The sequence below is a fragment of the Microcoleus sp. Pol7_A1 genome, from assembly GCF_036701085.1.
Classification (GTDB): domain Bacteria; phylum Cyanobacteriota; class Cyanobacteriia; order Cyanobacteriales; family Microcoleaceae; genus Microcoleus; species Microcoleus asticus.
On record NZ_JAUBQD010000027.1, the window covers coordinates 1 to 12,535 of the forward strand.

The window sequence follows — 12,535 nt, forward strand, 5'->3', positions numbered from 1 at the left end:
AATACGTCAATATACTTACACAGAAAAAATCATTTAGGATTGAGCTAGATAGAGAAAATCATTTAGGATTGCTATATTGATAATTAATGTTGTTATATAACCAACTACTATCTTTCATAACTTCTAAAGCTCTTAAATGACTACAAATATGGATTAAATAGTATAAAACTCTTTTATATTTAGTAGGAATCATTGCAAATGTGAAAACTTTTTTAGCATTTCCTTTCTCTCGAAATAATCTCATTGATTCATCTCGAAATTTTGCCTCCCTACCAAAACCTTGTAATTTTTCTAAATTTTTAAAATAATCTTCTGCTTCAAGTTTTTTATAAAAATTTTCTCTTTCTTTACCATTTTTGTCAATTACAAATCTTTCAATATCTCTAGCCATAAGTGTATATATTATTTCCGATTTGTTCAAGCTATTTATTTTTCTAAAGCTTTCCATAGAAACATTAAGATATCCATAAGGATCTAGAAAGAATAAAGAATGACCTCTTCTTTGTTCACCGTGAAAAACGCAATAATTAACCTGGTTTTCAAATTCATCACTAATAAATTCACACTGTTCTATTCGTTTGCCTATTCCTTTAGGAAATTCCGTTGTAAAAGTATGTATTTGTTCATCCAATAACTCTTCAAATCCTGCTTGGCACATAGCAACATTTTTAAGACATTTTAAATGCTCTTTATTTTTTCTATAAAAATAAACTTTACATCTAAAGGATAAGTCCTTTGTGATTTTAAATAACCTTCTCTCACGGCATTTATTAAGCGAATAGGTGAACCCTGCCAAGTATTATGTGATTCTCGATCGTTATAAATACCTCCTCCAGAAAAACCATCAACAATAGTAAAAGTTTTGACGCCATGTTTTCCTGTCCCATAAAGCGTACAAATTAAATCTGTAACATATTGCTCTATTAATAAATGCTTAGTTTTAGTATGAGGTGCAATATTAGGAATGTTTCTACCATCAGCAGACCATGTAGTATCAGAGTTACTCATTGTTTAGACTCCTTGGATAAGCGCTCTATTTATTTTAATATATTTTACTAATTTTCACTACCCGAATCTGGCGATCGGTTAGTTGTCTAGCATAGGCTAATCGTACTCAATTAGATTGAATGCCCCATGCTTTTAGGCGATGGGGCCCCCGATGCCCTATTCGCTACAAATATTTCTGCAACAACAAACCCATTTTCTCCTTAGTTGCAGCCGGCACTTGATCCAGCCGAGTCAGAATTGCATATTTCAAAGCTGAATGTGCATCAGATACGGGGGGATTTTCTGTTAGTCTACGGACTGTTTCTTGAATGACTTTTTGAGCATTCTCTGCATTGCGGTGCAAATTTGCTATTACCATTTCTACGGTTACGCTGTCGTGATCTTCGTGCCAGCAGTCATAATCAGTAACTAATGCTAAAGTTGCGTAGGCAATTTCTGCTTCTCTGGCTAATTTTGCTTCCGGCAAATTTGTCATCCCGATGACTGTCGCCCCCCAACTGCGGTAAAGGTGGGATTCTGCTTTTGTGGAAAATGCGGGGCCTTCCATGCAGACGTAAGTGCCGCCCCGGTGCAAGGTAACCTCGGTGAGGTTCAAGGATTCGATCGCACTTGCTAACACTTTAGCCAATTCGCCACAAACCGGATCGCCGAATGTGATGTGAGCAACAATTCCTTCTCCAAAAAAGGTAGAAACTCGATTTTTTGTGCGATCGATAAACTGATCCGGTACTACCATATCTAAAGGTTTCGCCTCAGCTTTCAGGGAACCAACCGCCGACGCTGAGATTAAATACTCCACTCCCAAACTCTTCATCGCATAAACATTTGCCCGGTAAGGCACTTCTGAGGGCAAAAAAGTGTGGTTGCGGCCGTGTCTAGCCAGAAATGCTACAGGCGTACCGTCCAAAGTTCCCACAATTGCGGCATCCGATGGCGCTCCAAAAGGTGTATCAATTTTTACCTCTTCAATATCCTTGAGGGCCTCCATTTTATACAAACCGCTGCCGCCGATAATTCCGATTTTTGCTTGTGCCATTTTTACCCTCTACCTGAGTTTTACAAGAGTGATTTTATCGGGCCACCGTTAAGTTGGCGTAAAAATAATTGAAGATTTCGTGACAAAAGTCACCCGACATACACTATATTGTCACATAAAGTATGTGATATTAATCACAGTATGACTTCACGAAATCTTTAAAAATAAAGCTACACAGTTCTGTTATCTACTTTTAGCGTGTTAAGACCATGACAGTCAGCTCTGCTAATCTCCCCAAAATCTCGATCGAAGCGATCGTCCAGCGCATCTTTGCTTTTCGCCAAATTACCCCCCTTGACAGACGACTGCTGAAGTCAGCAGTCCTCGACGGGATCGACCAAAACGATCATGTTCACATCAACCGAGTGTGTCAGGGTATCCAAAACGGATTGATTTTAGTTGTAGAATAAATTTGCTGCACGATCTCTTGCTAGCTCCAGAAACTGTTTTAAAAGTTGTGTTTTAGTCTGTATCTCCTGGAACTGAGTTCGGGCTGTATTTTACTATTTTTCGGCGCGCGATTGAGCAACATCAAAAATAATATTATTTACATCTTATCGATCAAAATTCAACAGCCAAAAGCCTGTATAAGTCATGCCGCTATCATCGGGCTGCACTAACAAAAAATGTAATCCTTTACTTAATTGCTTGCGCTGTTGGTAAATTTTGGCCGCTGCTTTCACCTCGCTATCTTCAAAAGTAGCCACAATCCACCTATCTACTAACCCAGCTTCCAATATCAATCCGTCGGGTTCTCCAGCGATATAATTCAAAGCAAAAGGTTTGGCATCCTGAAGCCATCTAGCCAACCGCATAGACTGGCGTCCGCCGTCAATCACAACTCCCGGTACGGGTACTGTGGAAGCCAAGCCCAAATTCAGCGGTAACAGCAATTCTGGCATTTCCAAAATTGGCAGGGGACGCCCTTGGAAAGCATCTTCAATGTCGCCGGCGGGTAGGGAAGCAAAACGCCAGCCATCCCCCCAGAGGTTTTCCGGTAAGGGTACGGGAGGCGGCGAGTCGAGGGCGATCGCACTGTAAGTTTCACCTGTATAATTAGGCATACTCGAATATTCTTTTGCGCGTTGTTGCAGCAGCAATTTCAGAGCAGCAGTGCGCCGAGTCGCTTCTACCTTGACACCCAAAACTTTGCCCGCAGCTTCGATTAAGCTGAGAGACTGAGGTCTAAATACTTGAATCAAGTCGGGCAAATTTTGGGCTTGAGCTTGCTGCTGCAACTGCGAGGCTAGCCAATTAGAATTTGCGGCCCCCTGGCTGCAAATAGCGCTAAATTGAAAACTGCCTTCCTCGTCGCAAATTAAGAGTTCCCACAGTGGTTTACCAGTTTCGTCTTGGACAGGGCGGCGGTAGAAATCGGCTTGCCAAATACGCATAAATAATTAAAAATTAAAATCTACAACTCGATCATTTTAATATAGCCTGGGGGCACTGCGATACAATACCCATCTCCCGATCAAAAACTGCGAGCAATATATTTTACGTTCATAGTTGAGTTTTATTTCTACTAACACCAGTTAAAGAGAATGCAACTTTAGGTCCGCGATCCCAACCGTGATAGTCATCAGTCATGCCCAATTTTCTAATCTAAAATCTAAAATTTAACATGGTATCAAAGCTCGGTTAGCCATCCTCCCTTAGTAATTAGCCATTTCAAAAATCATTTAAGATGGCGAACCAAATACATATCCAAGTTGCCCTTATTTTTAGCATAAATTTTTCCTCGGTATTCGCATTCAAAAAAATCTTTAACTAATTCAAACGTGTCTTGAGAGATATTGATATTTCCAGCTACGCCGGAAGATTCCATCCGAGATGCAGTATTAACTGTATCTCCCCAGACATCATAGGCAAACTTTTTATTGCCAATTACCCCAGCAAGTATTGGACCTGAATGAATGCCAATGCGGATATCCCAATAAGTAATATTTTGTTGAACTTTCTGCATTTTTCGCAAATCCATGAACTGTCGAATTTCTATGGCCGCAAGTACAGCGTCAAAGGCGTGTGTGGGGCGAGGCGTAGGAATTCCCGCCGCACACATATAGCTGTCGCCAATAGTCTTCAGTTTTTCCATAGAGTATTTATCCATCACGCGATCGAAATAAGAAAAACAGTAGTCTAGTTCGTCAACTAACTCTCGCGGCGTCATGTGTTCAGATAAGTTAGTAAAGTCTTGAAAGTCAGTAAATAAAACAGATACGCAATCATAATAAAGTGGTTCCACTTTGCCGTTATTTTTGAGTTCCTCGGCAATTTCAACCGGCAGCACGTTCAACAGTAGCTGGTCAGATTTGTGCTTTTCGGTATCGAGATCGGCATACAGGCTATTTATCTCTTTAAAGCGCTCAGCATTGCGGATGGCTGAGGATAGTTGCAAAGCCAAAAGATAGCCAATCCGCAAGTCTTCTACAGTGTAAGATCGCGGCTTGGTTGTGGCAAAATTAATTGTCCCTAAAACCTTACCTTCGCTTTCCAAGGGAATTATAATTTGCGAAGCGTAGGGGGATAAAATAGCAGTAGCACCCGCTTCTTGAATTAATTGAGGTTGACGTGTTTTGAGAGCCTTGTTAATAGGGCTGCCCTCTGGGAGGGCTGCAATATCTACAGGGATATGCGGGCCAAATAAGGTCGTGCAAGCGTTAGTGCTGTGCAGGCAAACGCTACAGTGTTCAAAGTCGAGCAGCCATTTGGCTTGCTTGCCTACTACCCGCAAAATCTGGTTGAGATCTAGGGTGCGGTTAATCGCTGTGGCAACTTCATTGACAGCGGAAATGCGGATGGAAAGCGCTTGAGCTTCTGCTAATAAACGGCGGGCTGTCAACAGAAGTTCTTCTCGATCTAGATCTTCTAGCCGCTCGCCCATAATAGGGGTATAAAATATAGATTACAAAGCATCTATTTCGAGGGCAATCGAATCGGTATATCGGTTGACAAAGCTAAACAAGTCTGCTGTTGCAATAATCTCAAATATTTCAGAATCATCTAGCCCTAAATCCCGCAGGTTTTGGTAATCAGTTTCTGTCACTTCCAAGGGTTTTGTAGCAGCCAGCAAGCCAAAGGTAATTACGGCTTTATCGCGTTTTGGCAAAGGGCAGTTGGCAAAGTCAGAGACTAGGGTTCGCAGGATTTCTTCGCTCATCCCCAACGCTGACAATCCGTGCAGGTGAACTTGGAGAGCGTACTCGCTATTATTTGATTGAGAAATAGCGACGCCGACCATTTCTTTAAGGGTGCGGGGTAAGTCTCCTTGCAGGATGGTTCCCCGGAATTTTCTCCAATTTGCTTCTAATATGTCAGGGTTGATTGCCATTGACTTAAACAGGTTGGGGACAATGCCAAACCCCAAGTCTGTCAAGATTTCTTCGTACACTGCTTTGGCTTTAGGATCTGTAAGTTTCTCGTATTCTGTAAGTGGAAAGTGTGTCATTGTTTTGTAAAATTTTATGGCTGTTAATTTGCGTTGGAATTTACGTATTTGTTGTGTAACGCCACTCAAAGGTCGAGGTTACGAGCTATCTGGGCTTTAGTCGGATTGATAATGAAATGCACCGCTGTCTAATCTAAAAACCGCGAATCATGAACATGAGCTAGCAAAAAATCTGAGTTTTGAGGCTGGATTTATCCTGCAATTATAGCAGTAACCGGAGCCAACAAAATTATGTTGAGCTCGGGTCTGGCTGCTAATCTTAGATTCCCCAATAGTTGCTGTCAAGTATTGGAAATTCATCTGGCGCGGCGCGAAATCCCACCAAAACTCTTGAATTCGATCATACTGCCTGTTCGCGAATTTTCAGGTAAAAAACACTGTTCGATCGATAGGAATCCACCAATGCTCAGAATCTTAGGCTCGGGGCGCGCACAGGGGAAAAAACAAATGCTGTCCGATCGAGTTTATTAAATTTGTCAGAGGCTCGATCGACAACCCATGCCCCAGACAAGCTAGGCTAACGCCTGCGACTGGAGTTATCATGGGTAAACTGTAAACTTCTATATTTGTCGCTGCATTTGCTATGAACCCTGCCCTTACTCAATTTGGCGCTCAGATGTCCCACCTCACGGGAGTTCGGGCAATTATGAAAGATATTATTGAAACTCTCAGAGCCGGCAGCGGGCAGGAGTTTATCAATTTGAGCGCCGGAAATCCGGTGATTTTGCCGGAAGTCGAACAGTTGTGGCGCGACTGCACTGCGGAACTTTTGGCTAGCCCGGAATACGGCGAGGTGGTTTGTCGGTACGGTTCCAGTCAAGGTTATCAGCCGTTTATCAATGCGGTATTGGCGGATTTTAACCAGCGTTACGGACTGAATTTGACCGATCGCAATATCCTAATTACTCCCGGAAGTCAATCGATCTACTTCTACGCAGCCAACGCTTTCGGCGGGTACACTACCAGCAAACAGCTTAAAAAAATTGTTTTACCGCTGAGCCCAGACTACACGGGTTACGGCGGCGTTAGCTTGATTCCCGAAGCGGTAGTCGCCTGCAAACCCACCCTCGATATTGATGCAGCCGCCCACAGGTTCAAATACCGCCCGGATTTCAGCCAACTGTCGATCGACCAAACCACCGGTTGCGTCATTTTTTCGCGTCCCTGCAACCCCACGGGCAACGTTCTCACCGACGACGAAGTTAAGAAAATTGCCGATTTAGCGGCCGCTTTCGACGTGCCGGTGTTGGTTGATTCCGCCTACGGCCCTCCCTTCCCGTCTTTGAATTTTACTGAAATGACGCCGATTTTTGGCGGCAATATCGTACACTGCATGAGCTTGTCGAAAGCCGGATTGCCGGGAGAAAGAATCGGAATTGCGATCGGCGATGAAAAAATCATTCAACTATTAGAATGTTTTCAGACCAATATGTGCATTCATTCGCCGAGATACGGACAGGCGATCGCAACTCGTGCCATTGCTTCCGGCGCTCTTGCCGACATCTCCATCAACGTAATTCGGCCGTACTATCAAAGCAAATTTGCGATCGTAGAAAGCACTCTAGAACAAGCAATGCCGAAGGATTTGCCGTGGTTTTTGCACCGGGGCGAAGGAGCTATTTTCGCGTGGTTGTGGCTGAAAGATTTGCCAATGACTGATTGGGAACTGTATCAAGAGTTGAAGAAAGTCGGCGTAATTGTCGTGCCAGGAAGTTCTTTCTTCCCCGGTTTGCGGGAAGATTGGCAGCACAAACACGAGTGTTTGCGTATCAGTTTGACGGCGACAAATGATGAGATTGAAACTGCAATGAAACGCTTGGCTCAAATGGTAGAAAAGGTTTATCAGCCAGCAGTTAAGTAGTTAGTGTTATTGGTTGGTTGTTAGTTGTTATATCAAGTCCGGTTGCACCGGAATTAATATAACCCGAAATCAGGACACGGCAGTGCCGTGTCCCTACAATAAATCACGGTAGGGAAACGGCACTGCCGTGTCCTCTATATCATTCCGGCGCAGCCCGAATTGATATCAGTTGACTGTTAACTGTTGACGGTTGACTGTTGTCATTACCAATGCCCAATTCCCAATTCCCAATTACCAATGCCCCATTCCCCAATTCCCAATTAGCAAATTAAACCACCCGATAAACAAAACTCAGAGTTGCCCAAACATTCACATCCAAAGCCAAATCATCCGTCGATATCCCCACTTTCTGCACCCCCGGAATGCTAGCCGCGTGCAAATCTTCGAGCACCGCCCGCGCCACATTTAAAGGATTCAACAACACTCGAATTGACTGGGCATCCCTCGTTTGTGGCATTTCGGCTTCTATTGCAGCCAGAGTTTGAGCGAAGGGATTCTCACTAAATATAACCATAATTTCCGCAAGTCCGATCGGCCCAGATACCGCCCACCCGTTAGCGAAGCCCTCGAAGAGGATCGCCCCAGCCGCCGGCACAGTCAAATTCTCCCCAGGAGCGATCGCCCGCGACATTTCACCCTCAGCGCCGAGCACGGACAGCCGTCCCGCGCTGTCCGTGCAAAACACCGCAAAGTAAACCGGGCGATCGCTGTCGTTATACAAACCGTACTGAAGGCTGCTGCCTTTTTCCACACTTGGTATATAATCCCCGACCGATTTCTCACTTTCCCCGCTCAGCGGTTCCAGCCGATAATCACCGCCGGCCCGCACCGGCTCTCGCTGCGCCACAGTCCGCGCTTGCGGTGCGAGAGTTGCCAGAACCGCCCGCACCTTCAGGCGCGAAGACCCCTCATTGACTGTCAGCCGCAGCAACTTCCCCGCCTGCAGTGCTTTTAACTGCGGAGTCAAGCGCTGCACCGCCACCTTGACGGCTTCTCCCCCATCGCCCTGAGTATCGGGAATCAGAATTTGAGCCAAAGAAAACAAACCGTAACGGCTTTGTATCAAACCAGGCTCGTGAGGCGAGACTGTTTCGGCTAAACTCGTTTCCGGGACTCTGCCGAACCGACAGTCAGCCGGTTGCTCGCTCCCTACGGCCGCAAGTTGCGGCAAAGTCGAGAAAGCACTGGTGGCGTCCACGCGCTCGATGCGTTCCAAACCCGAGTCCAAAGCTACTGTCAAACCGATATTTCGCGGCAATACCCGAATTTCTTCCCTCACCAGTTCGCCGGCTGTTAATTGCCCGTCTGTTCGATCGGGCTTGTCTAAAACTTGGGCTTTAGCAGAGAGGCCGGTACGTCCCCGCAGCAAAAGCCTCGCGCCCGCTGAAGAATCCACAGCAAACACAGAACCCGCGCAGCACTCCAAAACCCCCGGCGACAACCCGCCCAGCCACAACTGCACAGTTTTGCCGCCTTCTTCCACCGCCGTCACAGCGCCGTCAGATGCAGGGGAATTCAACATTAAACTTGAAAAATTCACCGCCAGCGGCGCTGTTAAATCGTGATGGCGAATTTGCGGTTCCTGCGATAACCCCGTCATTTGCTCGACTGTACCCGCAGCGCGGCTGAAACTGACGCTGAAGCTGCTAGCCGGAGTTGCCCACCACAAAGTTTGGGTGAGGGCGTAGGTAAACAAACCTGCGGTAAATCCGTTCCACTCTTGTTCGGCGGCGAGTTGGGAATTCGCGCCCGCGGCAAGTACGACGGCCGCCGGACGGAGATTTGGGCTGGATTTGAGGCCTTCGGCGAACGTTAATTCTGCGAGGCTTGGCTCGCCGATGGTGGGGCGGGGACGGGAGCGAATGCGAAAGTTGCCGTTTTTGCGGGAACCCGGATAGGTGTAGCTGGTGTCGAGGATGGCGATCGCATTTTCTGTCGCGAGCGATCGCACCAACAGCAGCAGCGTTTCCTCTAAAATATCGTTCACCGCCCGGTTTGCTAACAGCGGCAAAACATCATCCGCCGGCACCAAACTGTTTTGCATTATTCCGGGAGACTCGGCCAAACTGACTCGGCTACCGCAGCCGCTAAAGTGAAAAACTACCACGTCACCGGGTTTTGCTTGTCCGCTCAAGTGAGTCACAAAAGCCGTCTCGATATTGTCCCTCGTAGCTTGAGCGTCAGTCAAAGTCAGAATGTCCGACGGCGCAAACCCAAACCGATATATCAGCAATTCCCGCTGCAATTCCACATCCGTGACGCAGCCGTGGAGGGGCGAGTCTGGATATTTGTCAACGCCAACCAACAAAGCCAATTTCCTCGCTGTCGGCTGGGCTAAGGCTTCGAGGTAGCGATCGCCCAACCGCAGCCACAAAGTCTCGCTGATTCCGATGGCGGCTAGCACTCGGCCAGCTTGCTGCAAAAATTCCCGCCGCTTCAGTCCCATTTTTAAATAGCTTTTAATTTTAAGTTTTGAATTTTAAGTTAAATTCCTCTCAATAATTTGAGGGAAATTAATTAGATTGTAAATGTTTAGTATTAAGAGAGTTTTTAAGTTTTAACTTTTGAGCTTTAAGTTTAAAATTTCCACTTTAAAACTCAAAACTCAAAATTAAAAACTATTCAAAATACCGCCCGCACCAAGGTTCAACGTTTAAATCTCGTAATTGAAAATATTCATTGCCTTGGCTAATTCGGCGGCGACTTCCGGCCGGGAAAACTGCGGCGGCGGCAATTTTCCAGCGCGCAGCATTTCCCGCACTTTGGTTCCCGACAAATGCACCCGCTGTTCGGGAGTGCTGGGACTTGTTTTAGTTGTAGCCATTTGTTCCGTCAGCGTGCAATAGAAAGCGTGCTCGAATTTCATCGGCACAATTCCCAATTCTCCCGGCTCAAATTCGTCAAAAATGTATTGGGCATCGTAAGTGCCGTAATAATCGCCAACTCCAGCGTGATCGCGCCCGACGATAAAGTGAGTGCAGCCGTAGTTTTTGCGGATTAAAGCGTGAAAAATTGCTTCTCGCGGCCCGGCGTAGCGCATCGCCGCCGGATTAATTGCCAAAATTACGCGGTCTTTTGGATAGTATTTTTCTAACAGAATTTCGTAGCAGCGCATCCGCACGTCAGCGGGGATATCGTCATCTTTTGTCGTCCCCACTAGCGGGTGCAGGAACAAGCCATCTACTGTTTCTAAGGCGCATTTTTGGATGTATTCGTGCGCCCGGTGGATCGGGTTTCTGGTTTGGAAACCGACTATGGTTTTCCATCCTTTTTCTTTGAACAGCAGTCTCGATTTCGCCGGGTCAATTTGGTATTGGGGAAACCGGACATCTAGTTCGCGTTCCAGCAGCCAAACGTCGCCTGCGAGGTTAACTGGCCCGGATTTGTCTACTACTTGGACGCCCGGGTGTTTGAGGTCGTCGGTGCGGTAGACGTTGAGGGCTTCTTCTTCTTTGCTGTAGCGGTATTTTTCTGCGAGTTCCAAGAGCCCGACAAATTCGCCCGCCGGCGAGTCGAGGCGCACTAAAGTTCCTGCTTTCAGGGTATCGGCAACTGCTTCTGTTACCGAGAGGGTGATGGGAACCGACCAAGGGAGGCCGTTGGAGAGGCGCATTTGTTTGACGACCGATCGATAATCAGCTTCGTTCATGAACCCTTTGAGGGGACTCAGGGCGCCGATGGCGATCATTTGCAGGTCGGAGATCGATCGATCCGAAAGCTGAACTCGCGGCAATACTTCTGCTTTGTCGAAAAATTCTTGTCTTTGGTCTAGTGTGGCAATGCGGTTGACCAGGATGCCGCCGTGAGGGGCAATGCGGTCTGAATGCTGGCTCATGTCGATTTGAAGTTGTGGGTTTTAGCTGCCAGAGTACATAGTACCAAGTGCGGGCTGTAAATCTACATTTTTTAATTGTTCTGGACTTGTGCAGAACGCTGTTTTTGTGGCGCTGTAATTCTTTAACTGTCAACTAGCGCACTCAACACTCTAAACTTTCCGGTCAAGTTTGCACTTGAAATTCTTCGGGATCTATTCCCCAATTTACCCAGCTAATCGCTTCTTTAGCCGATCGCGCTTCTGGCGGCACTCGTAAAACGTGAACGTGTCCCGTACTCGGACAAGTCATCTTTAACAAATAAATTGGCTCTAAGTCAATATTATTCTCAATTTTCAACAAAGTATATTCTTGCCAAGTATCCAATTGAGTTGCTTGCAATTCTTGACAAATTCTCGGATAGCCGATCGCCTGAATCAAAACTCGCCGCACTTCGGCATTATCTTCTGTTAACAGCCATGAAGCTTGCCAAGACTGAGGCGGAACTTGACCGATTGTTTCCGGCAGTCGCACGCCGCGATAACAGTATACGCTGAACTTGTCAGCAAATTCGATCGCTGGTTGACCTTCTGCGTGGAGCAAATATTCGCTGTCAAAATGAAGTTGTCGCGGGCGATCGCACACAAAGCACTTTTTCTCAAACGGGTAAATCCAGCCGCACTTTTCCACTAAGGATTGAAAAGCTGAATATAAAGAGCGATCGTACTCCAAACTTAACACGCCAATACAAAAATCCACCCAACTTCCGTGACAGGCTGAGAGTTCGGAAACTATGCTGTTATTATGATAAGTCTGATCGATAAAAATTTTCTGAAATCTCTCGCCCAACTTCCTTGCTAATTTGACGTAAACTTCGTCTTTAACATGAACGTGCAGTTGATTCATCAGTTGAGCGTACAGCGGGTTATACAGTTTGCTGTAAATTTTATTTTCCAGTTCTCTGCTGAGTTGACTTCTTAATATATCGTACAATTCATTATGAATTTTGTTTCTGATTTCGCTGGCCGTTCCTAGACCAGAATCGCTTATCCTTAGCGGTTCAAAAGCTTGCAAAGCTATGTAAGGGCTGTCACAGAAAATAATTTCCGGTTCAGGAAAGCCGATGATGTTGTAGGCGGTGTTGATGGCGGCTGTAGCTTGCGGGCGATCGACTGGTTTTATCGAAACTCCAATTTGCCGCCACTTCTCGCGATAAATCGGAATTAGCGCTGTTTGTTCGGGAGTAATTGCGATCATTGGTACAGCTATATTATTTGATTTGCGGTCAAACTTTTTCGCTTTCGCATCCGGAAATAAAATATAATTAAGTTTGTAGGAACGACGAAATTTCTCAATACTTAACCTCTTTT

Annotated in this window: 11 protein-coding genes; 2 read left to right on the plus strand and 9 right to left on the minus strand. The window is 45.9% G+C overall.

The window, feature by feature from the left end:
* Positions 1–58 precede the first annotated feature (58 nt).
* The 3 genes from tcmP to QUA20_RS16445 form a co-directional block, all read right to left on the minus strand.
* Entirely contained in the window at positions 59–658 is a 600-nt protein-coding gene (gene tcmP, locus QUA20_RS16435; protein WP_333189941.1) for a three-Cys-motif partner protein TcmP, read from the minus strand.
* 20 nt (positions 659–678) lie between these two features.
* Entirely contained in the window at positions 679–1,008 is a 330-nt protein-coding gene (locus tag QUA20_RS16440; RefSeq protein ID WP_333189943.1) for a hypothetical protein, read from the minus strand.
* Positions 1,009–1,171: 163 nt separating this feature from the next.
* Positions 1,172–2,044 (minus strand): S-methyl-5'-thioadenosine phosphorylase, encoded by an 873-nt coding sequence (locus tag QUA20_RS16445; protein WP_333189944.1) that lies wholly within the window; start codon positions 2,042–2,044, stop codon positions 1,172–1,174.
* 209 nt (positions 2,045–2,253) lie between these two features.
* Here QUA20_RS16445 and QUA20_RS16450 point away from each other — a divergent pair, with 209 nt between their 5' ends.
* Positions 2,254–2,454, plus strand: a complete 201-nt coding sequence (locus QUA20_RS16450) for a hypothetical protein (RefSeq protein WP_172187078.1) — start codon at positions 2,254–2,256, stop codon at positions 2,452–2,454.
* A gap of 144 nt (positions 2,455–2,598) precedes the next feature.
* Here QUA20_RS16450 and QUA20_RS16455 read toward each other — a convergent pair whose 3' ends face one another.
* The 3 genes from QUA20_RS16455 to QUA20_RS16465 all read right to left on the minus strand — a co-directional run bounded on the left by QUA20_RS16455 (position 2,599) and on the right by QUA20_RS16465 (position 5,492).
* A complete protein-coding gene (locus QUA20_RS16455) occupies positions 2,599–3,438 on the minus strand; it encodes a Tab2/Atab2 family RNA-binding protein (RefSeq protein WP_333189945.1) in 840 nt (279 codons plus the stop codon).
* A 284-nt stretch (positions 3,439–3,722) separates the two neighbouring features.
* Positions 3,723–4,928 (minus strand): adenylate/guanylate cyclase domain-containing protein, encoded by a 1,206-nt coding sequence (locus tag QUA20_RS16460; RefSeq protein ID WP_333189947.1) that lies wholly within the window; start codon positions 4,926–4,928, stop codon positions 3,723–3,725.
* A 21-nt stretch (positions 4,929–4,949) separates the two neighbouring features.
* A complete protein-coding gene (locus QUA20_RS16465; RefSeq protein ID WP_333189950.1) occupies positions 4,950–5,492 on the minus strand; it encodes a peroxidase-related enzyme in 543 nt (180 codons plus the stop codon).
* 583 nt (positions 5,493–6,075) lie between these two features.
* Here QUA20_RS16465 and QUA20_RS16470 point away from each other — a divergent pair.
* The gene (locus tag QUA20_RS16470; RefSeq protein WP_333189952.1) at positions 6,076–7,353 is read left to right on the plus strand and encodes a valine--pyruvate transaminase; all 1,278 of its coding nucleotides are present in this window, start codon (positions 6,076–6,078) and stop codon (positions 7,351–7,353) included.
* Positions 7,354–7,621: 268 nt separating this feature from the next.
* Here the strand turns inward: QUA20_RS16470 and QUA20_RS16475 are convergent, their stop codons facing one another.
* The 3 genes from QUA20_RS16475 to QUA20_RS16485 all read right to left on the minus strand — a co-directional run bounded on the left by QUA20_RS16475 (position 7,622) and on the right by QUA20_RS16485 (position 12,422).
* Complete coding sequence (locus QUA20_RS16475; RefSeq protein WP_333189953.1) at positions 7,622–9,799, minus strand: caspase family protein; 2,178 nt, start codon at positions 9,797–9,799, stop codon at positions 7,622–7,624.
* 207 nt (positions 9,800–10,006) lie between these two features.
* Positions 10,007–11,188: a sulfate adenylyltransferase gene (sat, locus tag QUA20_RS16480; RefSeq protein ID WP_333189954.1), complete on the minus strand. Its 1,182-nt coding sequence runs from the start codon at positions 11,186–11,188 to the stop codon at positions 10,007–10,009.
* A gap of 163 nt (positions 11,189–11,351) precedes the next feature.
* Positions 11,352–12,422: a DUF6745 domain-containing protein gene (locus QUA20_RS16485; RefSeq protein ID WP_333189956.1), complete on the minus strand. Its 1,071-nt coding sequence runs from the start codon at positions 12,420–12,422 to the stop codon at positions 11,352–11,354.
* Positions 12,423–12,535 lie beyond the last annotated feature (113 nt).

What these genes read in the sequence shown, in the direction of transcription:
- sat (WP_333189954.1), bottom strand. Translation starts at nt 11,188, where the DNA reads ATGAGCCAGCATTCAGACCGCATTGCCCCTCACGGCGGCATCCTGGTC.
- QUA20_RS16445 (WP_333189944.1), bottom strand. Translation starts at nt 2,044, where the DNA reads ATGGCACAAGCAAAAATCGGAATTATCGGCGGCAGCGGTTTGTATAAA.
- QUA20_RS16485 (WP_333189956.1), bottom strand. Translation starts at nt 12,422, where the DNA reads ATGATCGCAATTACTCCCGAACAAACAGCGCTAATTCCGATTTATCGC.
- QUA20_RS16440 (WP_333189943.1), bottom strand. Translation starts at nt 1,008, where the DNA reads ATGAGTAACTCTGATACTACATGGTCTGCTGATGGTAGAAACATTCCT.
- QUA20_RS16455 (WP_333189945.1), bottom strand. Translation starts at nt 3,438, where the DNA reads ATGCGTATTTGGCAAGCCGATTTCTACCGCCGCCCTGTCCAAGACGAA.
- tcmP (WP_333189941.1), bottom strand. Translation starts at nt 658, where the DNA reads ATGTGCCAAGCAGGATTTGAAGAGTTATTGGATGAACAAATACATACT.
- QUA20_RS16450 (WP_172187078.1), top strand. Translation starts at nt 2,254, where the DNA reads ATGACAGTCAGCTCTGCTAATCTCCCCAAAATCTCGATCGAAGCGATC.
- QUA20_RS16465 (WP_333189950.1), bottom strand. Translation starts at nt 5,492, where the DNA reads ATGACACACTTTCCACTTACAGAATACGAGAAACTTACAGATCCTAAA.
- QUA20_RS16470 (WP_333189952.1), top strand. Translation starts at nt 6,076, where the DNA reads ATGAACCCTGCCCTTACTCAATTTGGCGCTCAGATGTCCCACCTCACG.
- QUA20_RS16475 (WP_333189953.1), bottom strand. Translation starts at nt 9,799, where the DNA reads ATGGGACTGAAGCGGCGGGAATTTTTGCAGCAAGCTGGCCGAGTGCTA.
- QUA20_RS16460 (WP_333189947.1), bottom strand. Translation starts at nt 4,928, where the DNA reads ATGGGCGAGCGGCTAGAAGATCTAGATCGAGAAGAACTTCTGTTGACA.